At 66.5% G+C, this 20,274-nt stretch carries 21 protein-coding genes; 14 read left to right on the top strand and 7 right to left on the bottom strand.

The window, feature by feature from the left end; translation table 11 throughout:
* Positions 1-58: 58 nt before the first annotated feature.
* From AQ619_RS15510 to AQ619_RS15490, 5 genes are all read right to left on the bottom strand, one after another.
* Complete coding sequence (locus AQ619_RS15510; protein WP_166504281.1) at positions 59-544, bottom strand: Fur family transcriptional regulator; 486 nt, start codon at positions 542-544, stop codon at positions 59-61.
* A gap of 37 nt (positions 545-581) precedes the next feature.
* On the bottom strand, positions 582-1,367 hold the full coding sequence (locus AQ619_RS15505; RefSeq protein ID WP_062149660.1) for an acid phosphatase: 786 nt from the start codon (positions 1,365-1,367) through the stop codon (positions 582-584).
* 61 nt (positions 1,368-1,428) lie between these two features.
* Entirely contained in the window at positions 1,429-2,478 is a 1,050-nt protein-coding gene (locus AQ619_RS15500; protein ID WP_062149657.1) for a 1,9-bis(guanidino)-5-aza-nonane synthase, read from the bottom strand.
* Between the two features lie 108 nt (positions 2,479-2,586).
* Positions 2,587-2,901, bottom strand: coding sequence for a cupin domain-containing protein (locus AQ619_RS15495; protein WP_062149655.1), 315 nt, complete (start codon positions 2,899-2,901; stop codon positions 2,587-2,589).
* A 2-nt stretch (positions 2,902-2,903) separates the two neighbouring features.
* The gene (locus tag AQ619_RS15490; RefSeq protein WP_062149652.1) at positions 2,904-4,163 is read right to left on the bottom strand and encodes a type III PLP-dependent enzyme; all 1,260 of its coding nucleotides are present in this window, start codon (positions 4,161-4,163) and stop codon (positions 2,904-2,906) included.
* 238 nt (positions 4,164-4,401) lie between these two features.
* On the opposite strand from AQ619_RS15490, the gene phnC reads away from it, so the two are divergent.
* The 9 genes from phnC to AQ619_RS15445 all read left to right on the top strand — a co-directional run bounded on the left by phnC (position 4,402) and on the right by AQ619_RS15445 (position 15,135).
* Positions 4,402-5,217: a phosphonate ABC transporter ATP-binding protein gene (phnC, locus tag AQ619_RS15485; protein WP_062149649.1), complete on the top strand. Its 816-nt coding sequence runs from the start codon at positions 4,402-4,404 to the stop codon at positions 5,215-5,217.
* On the top strand, positions 5,193-6,224 hold the full coding sequence (gene phnD, locus AQ619_RS15480; RefSeq protein WP_062149646.1) for a phosphate/phosphite/phosphonate ABC transporter substrate-binding protein: 1,032 nt from the start codon (positions 5,193-5,195) through the stop codon (positions 6,222-6,224). Before phnC ends, phnD begins: the two co-directional genes overlap by 25 nt.
* Positions 6,225-6,232: 8 nt before the next feature.
* Entirely contained in the window at positions 6,233-7,051 is an 819-nt protein-coding gene (gene phnE, locus AQ619_RS15475) for a phosphonate ABC transporter, permease protein PhnE (protein ID WP_062149643.1), read from the top strand.
* A gap of 173 nt (positions 7,052-7,224) precedes the next feature.
* Positions 7,225-8,475, top strand: coding sequence for an OprO/OprP family phosphate-selective porin (locus AQ619_RS15470; protein WP_062149640.1), 1,251 nt, complete (start codon positions 7,225-7,227; stop codon positions 8,473-8,475).
* A 76-nt stretch (positions 8,476-8,551) separates the two neighbouring features.
* Positions 8,552-9,595, top strand: a complete 1,044-nt coding sequence (locus AQ619_RS15465; RefSeq protein ID WP_062149637.1) for a substrate-binding domain-containing protein — start codon at positions 8,552-8,554, stop codon at positions 9,593-9,595.
* A 155-nt stretch (positions 9,596-9,750) separates the two neighbouring features.
* Positions 9,751-11,055: a hemolysin family protein gene (locus AQ619_RS15460; protein ID WP_062149633.1), complete on the top strand. Its 1,305-nt coding sequence runs from the start codon at positions 9,751-9,753 to the stop codon at positions 11,053-11,055.
* A 99-nt stretch (positions 11,056-11,154) separates the two neighbouring features.
* Entirely contained in the window at positions 11,155-11,805 is a 651-nt protein-coding gene (locus tag AQ619_RS15455; RefSeq protein ID WP_062149630.1) for a hypothetical protein, read from the top strand.
* Between the two features lie 57 nt (positions 11,806-11,862).
* Positions 11,863-13,653 carry a M3 family oligoendopeptidase gene (locus AQ619_RS15450; protein WP_062149626.1) on the top strand — a complete coding sequence of 597 codons (1,791 nt, stop codon included), beginning with the start codon at positions 11,863-11,865 and terminating at the stop codon, positions 13,651-13,653.
* A gap of 114 nt (positions 13,654-13,767) precedes the next feature.
* The gene (locus AQ619_RS15445; RefSeq protein ID WP_062149623.1) at positions 13,768-15,135 is read left to right on the top strand and encodes an ABC1 kinase family protein; all 1,368 of its coding nucleotides are present in this window, start codon (positions 13,768-13,770) and stop codon (positions 15,133-15,135) included.
* On the opposite strand, the gene AQ619_RS15440 is transcribed toward AQ619_RS15445, so the two are convergent.
* Both AQ619_RS15440 and AQ619_RS15435 read right to left on the bottom strand, forming a co-directional pair.
* Complete coding sequence (locus tag AQ619_RS15440; RefSeq protein ID WP_062149619.1) at positions 15,123-15,707, bottom strand: hypothetical protein; 585 nt, start codon at positions 15,705-15,707, stop codon at positions 15,123-15,125. The two genes, AQ619_RS15445 and AQ619_RS15440, sit on opposite strands and share 13 nt — an antisense overlap.
* The gene (locus tag AQ619_RS15435; protein WP_062149616.1) at positions 15,697-16,209 is read right to left on the bottom strand and encodes an RNA polymerase sigma factor; all 513 of its coding nucleotides are present in this window, start codon (positions 16,207-16,209) and stop codon (positions 15,697-15,699) included. The genes AQ619_RS15440 and AQ619_RS15435 overlap by 11 nt, the downstream gene beginning before the upstream one ends.
* Positions 16,210-16,313: 104 nt before the next feature.
* Between AQ619_RS15435 and AQ619_RS15430 the strand changes: the two genes are divergently transcribed.
* From AQ619_RS15430 to AQ619_RS15410, 5 genes are all read left to right on the top strand, one after another.
* A complete protein-coding gene (locus AQ619_RS15430; RefSeq protein WP_062149613.1) occupies positions 16,314-16,787 on the top strand; it encodes a PaaI family thioesterase in 474 nt (157 codons plus the stop codon).
* A 2-nt stretch (positions 16,788-16,789) separates the two neighbouring features.
* Complete coding sequence (locus AQ619_RS15425; RefSeq protein ID WP_062149609.1) at positions 16,790-17,734, top strand: alpha/beta fold hydrolase; 945 nt, start codon at positions 16,790-16,792, stop codon at positions 17,732-17,734.
* Positions 17,731-18,717, top strand: coding sequence for a glycosyltransferase family 9 protein (locus AQ619_RS15420; protein ID WP_062149607.1), 987 nt, complete (start codon positions 17,731-17,733; stop codon positions 18,715-18,717). Before AQ619_RS15425 ends, AQ619_RS15420 begins: the two co-directional genes overlap by 4 nt.
* Before the next feature lie 52 nt (positions 18,718-18,769).
* The gene (locus tag AQ619_RS15415) at positions 18,770-19,000 is read left to right on the top strand and encodes an aa3-type cytochrome c oxidase subunit IV (RefSeq protein ID WP_062149604.1); all 231 of its coding nucleotides are present in this window, start codon (positions 18,770-18,772) and stop codon (positions 18,998-19,000) included.
* A gap of 118 nt (positions 19,001-19,118) precedes the next feature.
* The gene (locus AQ619_RS15410) at positions 19,119-20,261 is read left to right on the top strand and encodes a Re/Si-specific NAD(P)(+) transhydrogenase subunit alpha (protein ID WP_166504279.1); all 1,143 of its coding nucleotides are present in this window, start codon (positions 19,119-19,121) and stop codon (positions 20,259-20,261) included.
* Positions 20,262-20,274 lie beyond the last annotated feature (13 nt).

Raw genomic sequence — 20,274 nt, 5'->3', positions numbered from 1 at the left:
GCACTTGCCCCCACCGGACCGCTGCGCGGTCGTCCGCCCCCGGAGGGGGCGGATGAAGTCAGCCCCGGCAATCCCCGCACAGGCCGTGCGCCTCGATGGTCACGCCGGTCAGGGCATAGCCGGCGGCGGCCCCGGCGGCGATGATCTCGGCGCTGGCCTTGGGCTCGATCTCGCGGGTGGCGCCACAGCAGTCGCAGATCAGGAAGGCGGCGGCATGGCCGTCGGCCTCCTTGCGGCAGGCGACATAGGCGTTGAGGCTCTCGATCCGGTGGGCAAAGCCCTGCTTTTCGAGGAAGTCGAGGGCGCGATAGATGGTGGGCGGCTTGGCCGGCGGACCATCGACCGCAAAGGTCGAGATCAGGTCATAGGCCTTCACCGGCTGGCCGGCCTGGAGCAGCAGTTCCAGCACCCGGCGGCGGGGCGGGGTCAGCCTCTGGTCGGCCGCCGCGCAGCGCGACTCGGCGGCGGCGAGCTCGGCCGCGAGGGCCGCGCCGGCGACGCCGTGGTGGTCATGATCGTGATCGCAAGCGGCATGATGGGCCATGGCCAAGAGGTAGAGGCGCGCAGCCGCTCCCGCAAGCTCAGAGCAGGGGTTGGGCGATCAGGGCGGCCTCGGCGGCGCAGGCCGTCCTGTCCGGGGCGGGGCCGGCCTTGCGGGCGGCGGCGATCTCGGCGCGCAGGGCCTCGAGGTCGGAGCGGAACAGGGGCGAGCCATTGACGGCCGCCATCAGGGCCGCGCCATTGACCTGTCCGGCGGTCACCGAACTGGCATTGTGGACGCCGCAGACCATCCGGCTTTCGCCGTAGGTCCGGGCCCGGGCCATGATCTCGGCCGCCTGGTTCGGCGAGGCCTGGGCCAGGACCGTGCCGATCGCCCAGCCCCAGGTGCTGTGGCCGGACGGATAGTCGGGGCTCTTGTCGAGGCCGTCGCTGCGGTCGATGCAGATCGCGCCCTCATCGACCAGATAGGGGCGGGGCCGCTTGTAGTGGTCCTTGGGGCCATCGACTGCCGGGCGGATGTCGAAGCGCAGGCGCAGCATGATCCCGACCATCTTCGGAGTGGTCGACATCGAGGGGGTGAAGCCCAGGGCGCAGCTGAAGTCCTGCAGGATGCCGGTGGTGCTGTCATCGCTCCGGGCCAGGGACCAGCGCGGCGTATCCTTCAGTGCCCGGGTGGCGAGAAAGACCTGGCGGTCTGCCTCGGCCACCGGCGAACCCGGCCGGGGGGCGGGGGCCAGGACCTTGATGGCGTCATAGGTGCCCGGCGGCAGATAGCCGGCCTGGGCGGGCGGGGGCGTGGTCGGGGCTGCGAAGCTGGCGCCGGACAGCAGCAGGGCCGAGCCGATGATCAGTGTGCTGACACGCATGAAAAAGTCCCCCGAACAACTGTTCGGGGGACCCTGCAATCTCATCGAAGGCTTAGCAAGCCTACTTGCCGAACAGCTTGTTCCAGCGGGGACGCTCGCGACCCTGCCAGGCCTGACGGTGATAGGCGTCGGAGGCGATCAGCGGCACCACGGTGGTGGCTTCGGCGAAGACCATCTGCTCATAGGTGGTCGAAACCTTGCCCCAGGAGGCGGCTTCTTTCAGGGTCGAGGACGAGCAGGCCCCGTCGCGCACGTCGGCCACGGTGATCTGGACGGCATATTTGTGCATGTCGGCCTCGACGCCGAGGATCTCGGCGCAGACCACGGTGTCCTGGGCAAAGTTCTTGGGCACGCCGCCGCCGACCATGAACAGGCCCGTGGTGCCGGCCGCGATCTTGATGTCGGTCAGTTCGCGGAAGTCGGCGACCGCGTCGATCATCAGATAGGGCTGCTTGGCGGCAATCCGTTCCTTCTGGTGCTTGACCAGGCCAAAGCCGGCCGAGCTGTCGACAAAGGCCGGGCAGAAGATCGGCACGCCCTGCTCATAGGCGGTCTGGATCAGCGAGCCGGGCTTCTTGGCATTGCCCTCGGACAGCCACTTGCCCATTTCCCAGATGAACTCGCGGCTGGAATAGGCGCGCGGCTCCAGGGCGTTGCAGATCTCCAGGATCGTGTGATCGCAGTTCTGGAGCTCTTCCTCGTCGATATAGGTGTCGTAGATGCGGTCGATATAGTTGTCGCGCAGCACATTGTCGTCGACCGGGCCGGCGGCCTGGTAGTGCTTGAAGCCCAGGGCCTCGAAGAAATCCATATCGACGATCGAGGCGCCGGTGGCGACCACGGCGTCGATCATGCCGTTCTGCACCATGTCGCGATAGACGTGCATGCAGCCGCCGGCCGAGGTCGAGCCGGCCAGGATCAGCCAGGGCGAGCAGCCCGTGTCGGCCAGGGCCATGTTGAAGATGTCGGCGGCGCGGGCGGTGTCGCGGCTCGAGAACGACATCTTGCGCATGGCATCGATGATCGGACGGGCGTCAAAGCTGGTGATGTCGATATGCTCGACGACATTCTGCAGCAGTTCGGCCTTGGTATTCGGAACGGGTGCGTTCATCTCGCGGGTTTCCCTTTGGTTTGAGCGCCCGTCGCAGCAGCCCCGCAGCCGGGACGGAGCAACCGGCGGGCGGGAGCGGGACAGTCGCCCTGTCCCGCATGGGGTTTATCAGACACTGCCCTGGCGTTCGACGACCAGGATGCGGGCCTCTCCGACCGGATGGGCGACATGTTCATCGCCAATCTCTGCGTAGCAGGCGTCGCCAGCGTTCAGTCTTTCGACGCTTTCAACGCCGTCCTTGCGCCAGTGCATATCCACCGTTCCCGACAGAACGATGAACACCTCTGGGCCGTCATTGACGTGCCAGACATAGGGCTGGTCGGTCCAGTGCAGGCGAACGGTGGTGCCGTCAACCGAACCGACATCGAGCGCGCCCCAGGGCCTTTCGGCCCGGAACGCGTCCAGTCCCCGCAGGAAGCGCACGGCTAGCGCCGACGACGCTTCTTGCCGGCCGCGCCCTTGGGCCGCGAGAAGCGGACGACCTTGCGCTCTTCCGACTCCGGCTTGTGGGTCGGGATCGAGCGCTTGGCCAGCCCATACATCGAGGCCATGGGCGCGTCCTGCAACTCGACGGTTTCGTTGTCCCCGAAGCCGTTGAAGCGGGTCGACATGGCCACGCCATAGGCACCCAGCATGCCGATCTCGATATAGTCGCCCTCGTCGACACTTTCCGGCAGATAGAAGGGGCCGGGCATGTGGTCGACGCTGTCGCAGGTCGGGCCGTAGAAGCGGTAGGGCTTGAGGCCCTCTTCGACGACTTCGCCGTTCTTGCGGAACAGCTTGACCGGGAAGGGCCACTTCATGTGCGCGGCGTCGAACAGCGAGCCATAGGACCCGTCGTTCAGATAGAGCGCATCGCCCTTCTTCAGCTCGACCTTGACCAGCAGGGACGAGGCTTCGGCCACCAGGGCCCGGCCGGGTTCGCACCACAGCTCGGTCGTCTCGTGCACCATCATCTCGGCAAAGCCGCGGTCGATGGCCGCCAGGTACTCGGACATGTCCGGAGGCACCATGCCGGGATAGATCGACGGGAAACCGCCACCGACATCGACGACATCGGCCAGGACGCCGGCCCGCACCAGGGCGCGCGAGGCCTGGGCCATCGCCGCCTGATAGGCGGTCGGGCGCATGCACTGGCTGCCGACATGGAACGAGACGCCCATCAGGTCCTGGGTGGCGCGACGGGCGGCCAGCAGCAGGTCCGGGGCCGCGTGCGGCTCGACGCCGAACTTGCCCGACAGCGAATAGGCCGCGCCCTCGGCCTGCACGCCCATGCGGACGATCAGGTTGAGGTCCTTGGCCTGGCCGGTGGCGTCGAGGATCTTGGCCAGTTCCTCATGGGTGTCGAACGAGAAGGTCCGCACGCCGTGATCGAAATAGGCGGTCGAGATCGCCACCCGGCTCTTGACCGGGTGCATGAAGGCCATGCGCGAGCCGGGCGCATGCTGGGAGATCAGTTCGATCTCGTTCAGCGACGCCACATCGAATGACCGCACGCCGGCCTTGACCAGCTCGTGGATCACCCACGGCGAAGGGTTGGCCTTCACCGCGTAAAAGACGTCGCCTTTAAATTCTGCCTGGAACCAGCGCGCCGCTACCGACACCGCGTCCGGTCGCACGAGTGCGACAGGACGTTCCGGTGACCGCTCACGGACCAGGTCCAGGGGTTCATGGTACGTGTGCAATTCACGTAACCCCCTGCAAGAAGTGAAACCTAGGCCGGCGTTAGCAGCGCTTATGAGGACTTCGGGTCCGCCGGAGACGTGCGAAATAGGGGTATCGTTCCCCGATGTAAAGTCCCTTTTGGGCCCTCGTGTTGGGGAGAATTCATCCACCGATTGTCACAAATTCATTGCGATCCACCGCCAAAGCGGTGAACGCATTCCCCTTGGCCTGAAACCCCGTTAAGGATTCGCCCCGACCATGACGTCGGAACCTGTTCTCTCGATCCGTGCCGCCTCCAAGACCTTCGGGTCGCGGCGAGCCCTGGATGCCGTTTCGCTCGATGTGCATCGGGGCGAGATGATCGCGCTCATCGGTCCTTCGGGCTCGGGCAAGTCCACCCTTCTGCGCTCCATCGACGGCCTGCAGACCATCGACGCCCCGGGCGACGACAAGGGCGAGGCGATCGGTGTGATCACCGCCTTCGGCGGTCCCGTCCAGGCGCGCGGCAAGGTCAGTGACCAGGTCCGCAAGGCGCGGGTCCGGATCGGCTTCATCGCCCAGCAGTTCAATCTGGTCGGCCGCCTGTCGCTGTTCAGCAATGTGGCGCTCGGTTCACTGGGCCGCATTCCGGCCTGGCGGGGCCTGCTGGGGGCCTGGCCGGCCGAGACCAAGCTGGCGACCATGGCCGCCCTGCACCGGGTCGGGGTCTCCGACTATGCCGCCCAGCGCGCCAATACCCTGTCCGGCGGACAGCAGCAGCGCGGCGCCATCGCCCGCGCCCTGGTCCAGAAGGCCAAGATCATCCTGGCCGACGAGCCGGTCGCCTCGCTGGACCCGGTCTCGGCCCGCAAGGTCATGGAAATCCTGCGCGACCTGAACAAGGCCGATGGCCTGACGGTGGTCGTCACCCTGCATCAGGTCGACTATGCCCTGCGCTATTGCGACCGGGTCGTGGCCCTGAAGGCCGGCAAGAAGGTCTATGACGGCCCGGCCGACGGCCTGAAACGCGAACAACTCATCGACATCTACGGCCCGGAATTCGAGGACGTATTCTGGGAAGGAGCTCCGCAATGATCCGCCGCAGCCTGTTCACCGCCGCCATCGCCACCCTGGCGCTTTCCGCCTGCGCGCCCAAGCCGGCCGACAAGGGGCCCAAGGACACCGTCGTGTTCTCGATCCTGTCGACCGAGTCGGCCCAGAACATGGAAGGCTACTGGACCCCGATCCTGGCCGACATGGAGAAGCAGACCGGCCTGAAGGTGAAGCCGTTCTTCTCGTCCAACTATTCCTCGCTGATCGTCGCCATGGGCGCCGGCCAGACGGACCTCGGCTGGTTCTCCAACCAGTCGGGCCTGGAAGCCGTTCGCCGCTCGGGCGGTGAGGTCTTCGCCCGCACCTTCGATCCGTCGGGTACGGACGGCTACAAGTCGGTGATCATTGTCCCGGCGGGCAGCCGTCTGACGGTGGAAGACCTGCTCAAGTGCGACAAGAGCCTGAACTTCGGCATCGGCGACAAGAAGTCGACCTCCGGCACCCTGGCCCCGATGACCTACGTCTTCATCCCGGCCGGCAAGAAGCCCGAGACCTGCTTCAAGACCGTGCTGTCGGCCAATCACCAGGCCAATCTGTTCGCCGTGGCCAATGGCAAGCTCGACGCGGCCACCAACAATACCACGGCCATCAATCTCAGCGCGGCCCGCGGCGAGGCCGTGGCCGGCAAGATCAAGGTGATCTGGGAATCCCCGAACCTGCCCGAGGATCCGCTGGTCTGGCGCAAGGACCTGGACCCGGTGGTCAAGGAAAAGATCCGCCAGTTCTTCCTGACCTACGCCCAGGGCGATTCCCCGGCGGCCGTGCAGCAGCGGGCCAATCTGAAGAAGCTGAGCATCGGCGGCTTCAAGCCGGCGGATGACACCCACCTGCTGGTGGTCCGGGAAATGGAAGCCCTCGAGCAGTTCGGCCTGGCCCGCGAGTCCGGCGACGCCGCCAAGATTGCCGAGACCCAGAAGATCCTTGATGGCGTCAAGGCCGAGCGCCTCGCCGCCGACGGCAAGGCCGGCGTCGCCGCGCCGGCCAACTGAGCCTAACCATGACCGACGCGACGATTCCGGCCCCGCCCCGACGGTCGGCCTCGGCCCTGGCCTTTGACATCCTGCTGTGGGGCGGGCTTCTGGCCATCCTCGTCATCAGCTTCCGGCCGGCCGAGATCGACAAGTTCCCGCAGCTGTTCGGCGATACCGAGCGGACCAGCGGCTTTGCCCGCCAGTTCTTCGCGCCGTTCGGCGATCCCAAGCTGTTCCTGTCGATGGACTGGCCCCTGTTCATCGGCAAGATGTGGCAGACCATCCAGATGGCGCTGTGGGGCACGGCCCTGGCCGTGATCGTGGCCATACCGCTGGGCCTGCTGGGCGCGCGCAACATCACCCCCTGGTGGATCCAGCAGCCCGTTCGCCGGCTGCTCGACATGGTCCGCTCGATCCCCGACCTGGTCGTGGCCCTGATCTTCATTACCGCCGTGGGGCTGGGCCCCTTCGCCGGCGTCATGTCGATCATGTTCAACACCGGCGGTGTCCTGGCCAAGCTGTTCGCAGAAGCCGTCGAGTCGATCGACAAGGGCCCGGTCGAGGGCGTGCGCGCCACCGGGGCCGGTCGCCTGCAGGAAGTGGTCTGGGGGGTGATCCCGCAGGTCGCGCCCCTGTGGACCAGCTATGCCCTCTATCGCTTCGAATCGAGCAGCCGCGCCGCGACCGTGCTGGGCATCATCGGGGCGGGGGGCATCGGCCAGATCCTGTTCGACTCGATCAATGCCTTCCAGTTCGACCAGACCGGCTGCATCGTGCTCGTTATCGTGGTGGCGGTGTCGATGATCGACCTGCTGTCGCAGATCATCCGCAGCCGTTTGCTCTGACAACGGAGCAATCTGTTGCGGCCCTGCCACAGCTTAACCTCTTGAAAACCCTTGTCGTCGGTCTGTCACAAATCGGTGGCTGAACCGTCATGGGAGCCCGGTAAGCCGCTTTCATCCTGATCCCGCCCCTCGAAGGGGGCGAGAGGGCAGGGGCAGCTAAGGGGAATTCTCACATGCGTAACAAGACCTCGCTGGTCGGCGGGTCGGCGCTGGGCGTGATGCTCGCGCTCGGCCTGGGCGTTTCGGCTCAAGCTCAAGACACGACCACCACCTGGAAGGGCGCGCCGCAGTTCGCCAACGACAGCCTGACCTTCAAGGTCCGCGGTCGCGTTTACGAAGACGTCGTCTATCAGGACGTTGACCGCACCGGCACCGGCGTGGACTTCAAGGCCTGGAACACCCGCCTGCGCACCGCCCGTCTGGGCGTTGAGGGCACCTGGAACAGCCAGTGGGCCTACAAGGCCGAGTTCAGCGTTTCGAGCGGCGGCGGCACCACCCAGTGGGAAGACCTGACCCTCGAGTACAAGCCCACCGAGTTCAGCTCGATCGTCGTCGGTAACTTCAAGACCGTGTCGCTCGAGGACATCACCTCGTCGCGTTACAACACGATGATGGAACGCGGCCCGTTCAACGACTTCATCAACGCCGGCCGCGTGATGAACCTGCAGTACAAGATGAACGGCCTGAACTGGACCGCCGCCGTCGCCGTCTCGGGCGACAGCCTGAACAACGCCGACGTCGCCACCAACGTCGCGACGGGCTCGAAGGAAACCTTCGGCTACAACGGTCGCTTCACCTATGCGCCGATCGTCACCGACGACACCACCGTGCACCTGGGCGTCTGGGGCCGTTACCGCGATCGCGGCGACCAGGCCAACTTCACCTATCAGGTCCGCAACAACACCAACTACGGCGCGCGCTATGTGTCGTCGGGTGCCGTTGGCGTTCATGACAAGACGATCGGCCTGGAAGCCGTCGTCCTGCACAAGCAGTTCTCGGTCCAGTCGGAATATGCCCGCATCACCGCTGACCGCACCGGCACGGCTTCGGACGTTGATCTGGACGCCTTCTACGTCACCGGCAGCTTCTTCCTGACCGGCGAAACCCGCCGTTATGAAGCCGCCAAGGGCGAGTTCAACCGCACCCGCATCCTGTCGCCGCTCACCGCGGGTGGCATCGGTGCCTGGGAAGCCGCTCTGCGTTACGACTCGGTCGACCTGACCGACCTCAAGGGCGTGGCCACGGCCGGCAAGTACACCGCCTGGACCGCTGGTCTGAACTGGTATCCCCACCCCTATGTTCGCTTCCAGGCCAACTACACCAAGTCGACGAACGACAACCCCACCCTGGCGACGGGCGTGAACCGCGAACTGAACGATGTCGACGTCGACACGTTCCAGATGCGCGCCCAGTTCGACTTCTAAGACCTGATCCCAAAGCAGGCCGCGCCAGGCGCGGCCTGCTTCCTCCCCACGCCTTAGAGATTTTCAGGAGTTCTCCATGAAGAAGCTTCTTTCCTGCGCGGCCGCCGCCGTCGCCCTGTCGGGCCTCGCCGCCGTCCCCGCCCACGCCGCCCGCGACTATGTCTGGGCCGGCGGTTCCTCGACCGTTTTCCCGTTCGCGACCCGCGTCGCTGAAAACTACGCCAAGAAGACCGGCAAGAAGGCCCCGAAGGTCGAATCGCTGGGCACCGGCGGCGGCATCAAGCTGTTTTGCGGTGGTAACGGCGAAGGCTTCCCGGACATCGCCACGGCCTCGCGTCCGATGAAGAAGTCCGAGTTTGATGCCTGCGCCGGCAAGGGCGTGAAGGACATCATCCAGATCAAGATCGGCTTTGACGGCATCGTGGTCGCCACCGACAAGGACGGCGCTGACTACAACTTCAAGACCGAGCACCTGTATCTGGGCCTCTCCGCCCAGGTCCTGAAGGGCGGCCAGTTCGTGAAGAACACCAGCAACAGCTGGGATGACGTCGGTCCGGGCCTGCCGGGCAACCGCATTCAGGTCTATGGTCCGCCCCCGACCTCGGGCACGCGCGACGCTTTCGTCGAGCTGGCCATCGAAGCCGGTGCCCGCAAGTTCCCGACCGTCGACGAACTGCGCTCGAACAACGAAAAGCTGTTCAAGGCCAAGGTTGACCCGCTGCGCGCTGACGGCTGGATCGATGCCGGCGAAAACGACAACGCCATCGTCGGCACCCTGACCAAGACCCCGGGCGCCCTCGGAGTGTTCGGCTGGTCGTTCCTTGAAGAGAACATGGACAAGGTCAAGGGCGCCTCGATCAACGGCGTCAAGCCGTCGCCCCAGACGATCTCGGACGGCTCCTATCCGCTGGCCCGTTCGCTCTACATCTACGTCAAGAAGGCCAATCTCGGCGTGACGCCGGGCCTGAACGAGTTCGTGACGGAGTTCACCTCGGACGCCGCTACGGGTCGCGGTGGCTATCTGCAGGGTCGCGGTCTGATCCCGCTGCCCCCCGGCCAGCACGAAAACAACAAGAACGTCGTCAAGAACAAGACCACGATGGCGCGTCCGGCTTCGTAAGCCGAATTTATTCCCCGACCAACTGCATGTCGCCGCGGCCCCTATGGGCCGCGGCGATTTCTTTTGTATAGTGTGCCAACGGTTCGCCCTCGCCGCGTCAAGGAAGCAGGGGCCGTGGTCGCCGTCCGGCGCTGCGTCATCGACCCAGTAGGGCCATGATCCTCCTCGCGCTCGCCGTCGTCTTCTTCCTCGTTCTTTTGAACGGGGTTTTCTCCATGTCTGAACTGGCGGTGGTCTCCGCCCGCCGGGCCCGGCTCCAGACCTTTGCCGATCGCGGCGACAAGGGGGCCAGGCTGGCCCTGGCCATGGCCGAGCATCCGACCCGGTTCCTGTCGGCCGTGCAGGTCGGCATTACCCTGATCGGCATCCTGGCCGGTGCCTATGGCCAGGCCACCATCGCCGGTGCCCTCGACCTGTGGCTCGAGCCCATGCCGGTGATCGGCCCCCATTCCGAGGCCATTGCCACCATCGTGGTCGTCATCGGCCTGACCTATGTCTCGGTGATTCTCGGCGAACTGGTGCCCAAGCGCCTGGCCCTGCAGTTCCCTGACGCCATCGCCCGGCGCATGGCCCCGTTCCTGGCCGTGGTCGCCCTGGTCCTGCGCCCCTTCGTGACCATCCTGACCGTCTCGACCGCCGCCATCCTCAAGCTGATGGGTGTGCGCGACGAGCGGACCAATGACATGACGGCCGAAGAGGTCGAGACGGTCCTGGCCGAGGGGGCCGATGCCGGCCTGATCGAGCCGGAAGAGCGCTCGATGATCCAGGAAGTCCTGCGGCTGGGCGACCGCCCGGTGCGCGTGGCCATGACGCCGCGCCGCGACCTGTTCTGGATCTCCCTGGCCGATACCTCCGAGCAGATCCTGACCGAAATCCGCGGCTGTCCCTATTCACGCATCGTCGTGGCCACCGACGATGATCTCGACGGCGAGATCGGCGTGCTGCTGAAGAAGGACCTGCTGGATGCCTGTCTGTCGGGAGCCCCGATCGACGTCGCCGCCCATGTGCAGCAGCCGATCGCCATCCCCGAGACCATGTCCCTGCTGCGGGCCATGGCCCTGTTCAAGCAGACCCCGCTGCACATGGCCCTGGTGGTCGATGAGTTCGGGTCAGTCCAGGGCGTCATCACCCCGATCGACCTGCTGGAAATGATCGCCGGCGACTTCCCCGAGACCCATGACGAGACCGAGACCCGCATGCTGCGCCGCGAGGACGGCTCATGGCTGGTCGATGCCCGCCTCGACATCCAGGATCTCAACGATGCCCTGGGCGAGGCCTTCGAGGCCGAGGGCGGCTACCACACCGTGGCCGGCCTGATCCTCGACCGCCTCGGCCGCATCCCCCGTGAAGGTGAGATCGTCGAGCTGGGCGGCTTCGACGTCGAGATCGTCGACATGGACGGCTCGCGGATCGACAAGGTGATCCTGAAGCCGTGCCTGCATCGAGGCGAGGCGGACTAGGGGGCAGCCCGGCCTGGAGGTCGCTCCTCCCGCAGAACAGCGGTTTCCAGGACCTCCCATCCGGGTGCATGCTCCCGCCATTCAATCTGGGGGACCACCATGTTTGTCGGACACTATGCCGCCGCCCTGGCCGCCAAGGCCGTCGCGCCCAAGGCACCGCTGTGGACCTGTGTGCTGGCCAGCCAGCTGATCGATGTCGGCTGGAGCGCGCTGATCATGACCGGGGTCGAGCGGGTCAGCATCGATCCGACCCTGTCGGGCAGCGCCCTGGTCCTGGAGCACATGCCCTATACCCACAGCCTGCCTGGAGCGGCCCTGTGGGCGGTGGCGGCGGCTGTTCTGGCGGGCTGGGTGCTGAAGCTGCCGCGCTGGACCGCTGTGGTGGTGGGGCTGACGGTGCTGTCGCACTGGGGCCTGGATTTTCTGGTCCACCGACCGGACCTGGCCCTGTGGTTCGGCGGTCCCAAGGTGGGCCTGGGCTGGTGGAACTATCCCGTGCCCGAGCAGGCCCTGGAAATGGGCCTGCTGGCTATGGCCGGGGCGGCCTGGGCGTGGCGACGCGGACTTGAGGGTCGGGCCTGGTGGCCGGCACCGCTGTTTCTGGGCCTGCTGCTGGCCGTGCAGCTAATTGCCCTGGCCTCGCCGCCCGGCGGCGGTGCCCTGCAACTGGGCCTTACCGCCCTGGCCGTTTATCTGGTGGTGACCCTGATCGCCCGCTTCGTCGAACCGCCGCTTAAACCCGCAGTCTGAGGATAATGGTGGCGGGGCGATTGCGCTGGGCCCCGTTCGGGCCATATCGGTAGGGCCATGAACGCCCCCTTCAAGACCGACGCCCTTCCCGAATGGAACCTCGCTGATCTCTATGCCGGTCGGGACGATCCGCGCATCGAGGTCGATCTGGCCGCCGCCAAGGCCGCCAATGACGAACTGGCCTCGCTTGAGGGTCTCTTCCTGCAGGCGCGGGCCGAGCCCGAGCGGCTGGGCCAGCTGATCGATCGCGGGATCAGGCTTTACGAGCAGGCCACCAATGGCCTGTGGAGCGTCGGGGCCTATGCCGGTCTGGCGGCGTCTGTGGCCCGGGACGATGCCGCCTGGGCCAAGTTCGAGGGTGATCTGCGGGCCCGCTCGGCCGGCATCGCGGCGGACAGCCTGTTCTTCAGCCTGGAACTGAACCAGCTGGAGGACCCGGAAATCGAGGCCGCCCTGGCCGGCTTTCCCGCTGCCCGGCGCTGGACGCCGTGGCTGCGCCGCGTGCGCCTGTCGCGACCGCACGAGCTGCCGGCCGAGCTGGAACGCTTCATCGTCGACCGCAGCCCGGCCGCCGCCAACTGGGTGCGCCTCTATGACGAGACACTGTCGAAGCTGAGGGCCGAGGTCGGCGAAGAGTCCCTGACCCTGCCCCAGGTGCTCAACCGCCTGTCGGACCCCGATGCCGGACGCCGCAAGGCGGCCGCCGACGGCCTGGCGACCGCCCTCGAGACGGCGGGCTCCACCCAGGCCCTGGCACTCAACACCCTGGCCTTCGAGAAGCAGGTTGAAGACCGCTGGCGGCGCTATGCCGATCCGGCCCAGTCGCGCCATCTGGCCAATGAGGTCGATGCCGACGCCGTCGACGCCCTGGAGGCGGCGGTGGTCGAGGCCTATCCACGTCTGTCGCATCGCTACTATGCACTGAAGGCCCGCCTGATGGGCCTCGAGGCCCTGGACTACTGGGACCGCAACGCCCCGCTCGACGCGGCCGCCCCCCGCGCCTACGCCTGGGCCGAGGCCCAGGATCTGGTGCTGGACAGCTTCCAGACCCTGGCCCCGAAATTCGCCGACGCCGCCCGGACCTTCTTCACCCAGCCGTGGATCGACGCCCGGCCCCGCCCCGGCAAGCAGTCGGGGGCCTATGCCCATCCGGTTACCGCCGACCGCCATCCCTTTGTGTTCATGAACTATATGGGCGAGCGGCGGGATGTCCTGACCCTGGCCCATGAGCTGGGCCATGCCGTGCACCAGACCCTGTGCGCGCCGCTGGGGACCCTGTTGGCCGACACGCCCCTGACCCTGGCCGAGACCGCCTCGATCTTTGGCGAAGGCCTGGTGTTCGACCGGCTGCTGGCCGAGGCGACGCCTGATGATCGCCGCAAGCTGCTGGCCGGCCGGATCGAAGACGGTCTCAATACCGTGGTCCGCCAGATCGCCTTCCACCGCTTCGAGCGCCGCTTCCATGAGGCCCGCCAGGAGGGTGAGCTGTCACCCGACCAGATCGGCGGCCTGTGGCTGGAAGTGATGGGCGAGAGCCTCGGCCCGGCCGTGCGACTGAATCCGGGCTACGAGCACTACTGGGCCTATGTCAGCCACTTCTGCCATGCGCCTTTCTATGTCTATGCCTATGCCTTCGGCGACCTGCTGGTGCGCGGCCTGATGGAGAAGCGCCGCGAGGATCCGCAAGGCTTCGCGCCGCTGTACGAAGACCTGCTCGCTGCCGGCGGGACACGGACCTATGTCGAGGCGCTGAAACCCTTCGGTCTGAACCCGCGCGACAAGGCCTTCTGGGCGGCGGGCTGTGCGCAGCTGGAACGGCTGGTCGACGAGTTTGAACAGCTCGTCTGATGGGCACTGCGTCCGCCCTCGTCCTTCGACAAGCTCAGGATGAGGGCGGAGAGCTGTCGGGGTGCAGTCGCCATCTCACGCTGAGCCTGTCGAAGCACGAGGAGACGTTCCACGATGGCTGACGACATCAAAGACCCCGAACGCGACCGGCTTTCCGGTCGACTGACCCGCTTTGCCAAGGTCGGGGCAGGCCTGTCGGGCGCGGCGGTCAGCTATGGGGCCAACAGCTTGTTCGGCGGCGACAGCGCCGACGCCCGCAATGCCAAGGCTCTGAAGGCGGCGCTCGGCGGGCTGAAGGGGCCGCTGATGAAGGCGGCGCAGATGTTCGCCACCGTCCCGGACCTGCTGCCGCCCGAATTTGCCGCCGAACTGGCGGAATTGCAGACCAATGCTCCGGCCATGGGCTGGCCTTTCGTCCGTCGGCGGATGGCTGCCGAGCTGGGCCCCGACTGGCAGGGGAAGTTCCAGAGTTTTGAGCACGAGGCCTGCGCCGCCGCCTCGCTGGGCCAGGTGCACCGCGCCGTCGCCCCCGACGGCCGGGCCATCGCCGTGAAGCTGCAATATCCGGACATGCAGAGCGCGGTCGAAAGCGATCTCGGCCAGCTGCGCTCGCTGTTTGCCCTGTTCAAGCGCCTGGACGGCTCGATCGACCCCACCCAGATGATCGTCGAGATCGGCGACCGCCTGCGCGAGGAGCTCGACTATGGCCGTGAAGCCAGGCTGATGGCGCTCTATGGCGGCTTCTTTGCCGGGCGCGCGGACATCCGGGTTCCCGAACCCCTGCCGTCGCTGTCGACCGGCCGCCTGCTCAGCATGACCTGGATGGAGGGGCAGGGGCTGCTGGCCTTCAAGGACGCGCCCCAGGAGACCCGCGACCGCATCGCCGCCCTGCTGTTCGAAGCCTGGTGGAGCCCGATGACCAAGCTCGGGATCATTCATGGTGACCCGCACCTGGGCAACTACACCTTCGGCGGTGAAGACGCCCAGCATCTGAACCTGCTGGACTTCGGCTGTATCCGCATCTTCCCGCCGCGCTTTGTGGCCGGGGTGGTCCGGCTCTATCGGGCTCTATCCAATGATGATCGCGCCGAACAGTTTGAGGCCTATCGCAGCTGGGGCTTTGCCAATCTCAATGATGACCTGGTCGAGACCCTGAACGTTTGGGCCCGCTTCATCTATGGGCCGTTGCTGGACGACCGCGTGCGCAGTGTCGCCGACGATGTGCCGCCCGGCGAATATGGCCGCCGCGAAGCCTTCAGGGTGCGGCAGGCCCTCAAGGAAAAGGGGCCGATTACCATTCCCCGCGAGTTCGTGTTCATGGACCGTGCCGCCATCGGCCTGGGCGCGGCCTTCCTGCACCTTGGGGCCCGCCACAACTGGAAGGCGCTGTTCGAAGCGTCTCTCGAGGGCTTTTCGGAAGAAGGCCTGGCCCGCCGCCAGGCCGCGGTGCTGGCGGCGGCGGGGATCGATCAGGTGCCGTAGTCGGCCAGCAGTGCCTCAAGCCGCCGCTGCTCGGGCTTGAGAACCAGGATGTAGCGCAGCAGGTTCCAGCCCGTGCTGGCCGCAAGGGCCAGGCCGCAGACGGCCATAGCCTGCCAGCCGGCCGTGGTGTTCATCCGGCCATCGTCCTGGAGGCGCTGAATTGCCATGAACAGGGGCAGCATGAACACCGGCAGCATGGCCCAGAAGACGTGGCAGTTGGATCGCGCCCGGCGATTGGCGGCCAGCAGGCCGGCCACCGTATCGCGCAGGGGCGAACCGGTGTCGCGCGACCGATGCCGGAAACCGTTCCAGAGCAGCGTGCCCATCACCATCCAGCACACGGCCAGCATGGCGATTCCGGGCCACCCGGCACCCTGGTTTTTCAGGACTGCCGCCAGGGCCATGACTGTGAACAGGGTCAGGGTCACCGTCGGTATGCCGGCCAGCAGCATTTCGAGGTGCCGGCGTGTCTTCAGCGTATGCATCAATTGCTCCTTCAACAGGGCGTGGGATTCATCGGTCGGGGTGTTAGCGTCCGAGCGCCAGGCCTGTTCGAGACGGTCAAACTCCATCGCCGTCGTCCTTCAAGAGGGTTGAAAGGCGGGCGCGAATGCGGGTCAGGCGCGCGCCGACATTGGTTTCCGAAAGGCCGTGCAGCCGGGCGATCTCGCCATAGGCGACGCCGTCCAGCGACAGCAGGATGAGCGATCGGTCGAGCGGCGGCAGGGTGCGGATCCCGAGATAGAGCCGCTCCAGCAGCGCCGCCTCGGCCGGGTCGCCGGTGTCCGGACGGAGACTCAGCTCGGCTTCGATCGCGTCTCGACGCCGCCTCCGCCGCGTCTCGCCCCGTTTCCAGGTCAGGGCCGTATTGTGCGCGACCCGATAGACAAAGGTAGCGGCAGAGCTGCGGTCCTCAAAGCGCGGCCAGGCGCGCCAGACCGCTACCATCAGCTCCTGCAGCAGATCGTGCTGATCGGCGGGTTGGGCGAAGGCGCGGCTGATCCGGCGCAGGGCCGCCAGATGCGGCTCCAGCCAGTCGGCGAACGCCTCGTCCCTTGGATGTTCAGCGCCCATGATCCGCCCCAGTTTCGATAAGGTTAGACGCCGCGGGCCGGGTCGTCCTTACACGCCGTCGGGGAAGGGTTCCGCTTTGTTCAAACGGTCGTTAGGTTTGTCCCATGTCCGATGATCTTACAGACGCCCAGACCGCCGCCATTCCGGACGGTTACAGCCAGCTCAACTGGTCGCGCGGCTTTGGCCGCCAGATCGGTCCCCTGTTCGAACAGCGCTCGGGGCCCGGTGAGGCCTGCCTGGGTTTCCGGGTCGAGGAGCACCACACCAACGGCCTGGGCAACTGCCACGGCGGCATGTTGATGAGCTTTGCCGACATGGCCTGGGGGCGGATCATCTCGCTGCAGAAGTCCTATAGCTGGGTCACGGTCCGGCTGATGTGCGACTTCCTGTCGGGGGCCAAGCTGGGCGACTGGGTGGAAGGGCAGGGCGAACTGATCGGCGAGGAAGACATGGTCTTCACCGTGCGCGGCCGGATCTGGTCGGGCGATCGCACCCTGATCACCGGCACCGGCGTCTTCAAGGGCCTCAGCCCTCGCAAGCCGCGCCCCGGTGAACTGGCCTTCAAGGGCGAGGGCTGAACATGGCCGATGATCAGCAGCAGCTGGCCCGCGTGCCGCCGCCGATGCCGGCCCCGCTCGAGGCCTTCGCCGGCGCTGTGCCCCCGGCCCCGCTTTGGTTCGAGCAGGCCCTGGCCGTTGAGCCCGAGCGCACGACCCTGATGGTGGACGGTGCCGGGATTGAAATGCTGACCTGGGGCGAGGTCGGCAAGCCGGGCCTGCTGTTCCTGCACGGCAATGGGGCCCATGCCGACTGGTGGAGCTTCATCGCACCGTTCTTCGCCAGGGACTGGCGGGTCGCCGCGATTTCCTGGGCGGGCATGGGCAGTTCCGACTGGCGGGACTCCTATTCGGCCGAATCCTTCGCCGCCGAAGCCTTTGCTGCCGTCGAGGCCGCGCAGCTGGAGGCGGGCGGGGTCAAGCCGATCTTCGTCGGCCATTCGTTTGGCGGCTTTCCCACCCTGTATTGCAGTGTGGCCCACGCGGACCGGCTGCGGGGCATCATCATGGTCGACAGCAGCATCCAGCCGCCGGAAAAGCGCTGGAAAGGCCCGCCCAATCGTCCCGGCTTCGGCAACAAGGTCTATGCGACCCTGGTCGAGGCCCTCGGCCGGTTCCGACTCGCCCCGCCCCAGGCCTGCGAAAACCTGTACATCGCTGATTACATCGCCCGCCGCTCGCTGAAGGAAGTCGAGGGCGGCTGGACCTGGAAGTTCGATCCCGCCATCTGGCAGCGGTTCCGGATGCCGGATCTGGGGCTCCTGTTGCCGCAGATTGCCTGTCCGGCCGCCTTGATGTGGGGCGAGCGGTCCAATCTTATGCACGCCGAGACTCTGGACTATATGATCGACCAGATGCCCAAGGATGTCCTGCTCGTGCCGATTCCCGATGCTGACCATCATGTGATGATCGATCAGCCCCTGGCCTTCGTGGCCGGGCTGCGCGGCCTGCTCGCCAACTGGCAATGACCGAAAGCCTGGTGCCGCCCGCCGGGATGGTCATGGTCTACATGCCCGATCGCGGCGTGGGGGACCTGATGTGGCACCTGCCGACCCTTCGGGCCATCGCCAGCCGGGCTATCGAGGGCCGGGTGCTGCTGGCCGCACGCCCCTCGAGCCGGGCCAAGGAATTGCTGGCGGCAGAGCCCTGTGTCGAACTGATCGACTATGTGGAATACCGCGCCGGCACCTTTCGCCACCTGGTCGAGATCGTCGATTTCTTTCGGCTGTGCCGCCTGCGTCGCCCCCGGGCGGTATGGATCCTGGAAAAGATCGACCGCCCGGCCATCGGCGCGGCCCTGGCCGGGGTCCGTGAGCGACGCGGCTTCGGCCTGGGACACAGTCAGGAAGGCTGGCTGACCCATGGACCGTTCCTGCCGCGGACCCTGCGTCCGGCGCATCGGATCGCCAAGCTGGCCGCCTTTGAAGATCTCCACGGTCTGAAGGTTGCCAGCCGTGAGCCGGCCCTGGCACCGGTTCCGGCCGCCCTGGACCTCATCCAGGACCGCTTCGGCGACCGGCCCAAGCCCTGGATCGTCTATGGCGTCGGGGCCAGCGAACCCCGTCGCTGCTGGCCGCTCGACCGGTTTACCGCCCTGAGCGGGGCCTTGTCCGATCTCGGCGGCACCCATTTCTGGCTGGGGGGTCCGAGCGACAGTCCTGCCGTCGACGCCGAGCTCGCCCGTGCCGAACGCAGCTGCATCAACGTCAATGCCTGCGATCTGAAGCTGGATGCCGGGGCAGCCCTGCTGTCCAGGGCCGACCTGTTCATCGGCAACGACTCGGGTCCCCTGAATCTCGCGGCCTCGGTCGGCCTGACCGCCATCGGGCTGTTTGGCGACAGTCCGCCGCTCGACTATTCACGCTTTCTGCGGCCCCTGATCGGGCCTCCCGGGGGCATGTCGGCCCTCTCGGTCGAGAGCGTCGCCGGAATCGCCCGCTTGAGCCTTTAGGCCGGCCGTTGTAATCGGCGGAACGACTTTTCTTCCCAAAGAGGACGATGACATGGCCGGCGACTATCACCGCGGTGAAATGGACATTCAGGAACAGGCCGCCACCTATGCGGCCTTTGGCGACATGACCAAGTGGGGTTCGCTGGCGATCGCCGTGCTGCTGCTGACGATCACCATCTGGTTCTGCACCCCGGCCGGCTTCCTGGCGGGCGCGATCTCCGGGTTCGTCCTTACCGTGCTGGGTATCGTGTTTCTGCGCGAGAAGCCTAAGTCGGGTCACTGACACCGGTAGACATCGGCATATTTTCTCCCTTACTCGCGCTTGAAGCCTCGACAAGAGGCAAGACTATCCCCTAAACAGCAGCGCAAGCTGACTGGGATAGCAGCGCTCTGGGAGGGGTATGCCGATGGCCGTCATCGCCGTGACGAAAGAAACCCGCGGGGGTGAAACCCGGGTCGCCGCCACGCCGGAAACGGTGAAGAAATTGACCGCCGCCGGTTTCTCGGTGGTGGTCGAGGCTGGGGCGGGAATCGCTGCAGCCTATCCCGATGCGGACTATGAAGCCGCCGGAGCCAAGCTGGCCAAGACGGCCAAGGCCGCCATCACCGGCGCGGACGTGCTGTTCAAGGTGCGCGCCCCGGAAGCCGGCGAGATCGCGGCCCTCAAGAGCGGTGCCATCGTCGCCGCCGCCCTCAATCCCCACCAGGACAAGGATACGCTCGCCGCCCTGGCCAAGGCCGGTGTCAGCGCGATCGCCATGGAGTTCATCCCGCGCATCACGCGGGCCCAGGTGATGGACATGCTGTCTTCCCAGGCCAACCTCGCCGGCTACCGCGCCGTGATTGAAGGGGCCGAGGCCTATGGCAAGGCCCTGCCGATGATGATGACCGCCGCCGGTACCGTTGCCGCCGCCAAGGTGTTCATCATGGGCGTCGGGGTCGCCGGTCTGCAGGCCATCGCCACGGCCCGTCGCCTGGGCGCGGTGGTCACCGCCACCGATGTGCGGCCCGCCACCAAGGAACAGGTCGAGTCGCTCGGGGCCAAGTTCCTGGCCGTCGAGGACGAGGAATTCAAGAACGCCCAGACCGCCGGCGGCTATGCCAAGGAAATGTCGGCTGAATACCAGGCCAAGCAGGCGGCCCTGGTCTCCAGCCACATCGCCAAGCAGGACATCGTGATCACCACGGCTCTGATCCCCGGCCGGCCCGCGCCCAAGCTGGTCAGTGCCGAGCAGGTCGCCTCGATGCGCGCCGGGTCGGTGCTGGTCGACCTGGCCATCGAGCAGGGCGGCAATGTCGTCGGTGCCAAGCTGAACGAGACGGTCGTGACCGCCAATGGCGCCAAGATCCTTGGTGCCGCCAATCTGCCCGGCCGCATCGCGACCGACGCCAGCGCACTCTATGCCCGTAACCTCTTTGCCCTGTCGGGTCTGTTCCTCAACAAGGAAGGGGCTTTCGCGCCCAATTTCGAGGACGAGATCCTGAAGGCCGCCCTGGTGACCCAGGGGGGCGAGATCGTCCATCCGTCGCTGAAGACCGCCTAACTCACATTGAAAG

Origin of the sequence: Caulobacter henricii, from assembly GCF_001414055.1 — a bacterium.
Lineage (GTDB): Bacteria > Pseudomonadota > Alphaproteobacteria > Caulobacterales > Caulobacteraceae > Caulobacter > Caulobacter henricii.
This window is presented reverse-complemented; position numbering and strand designations above follow the sequence as displayed.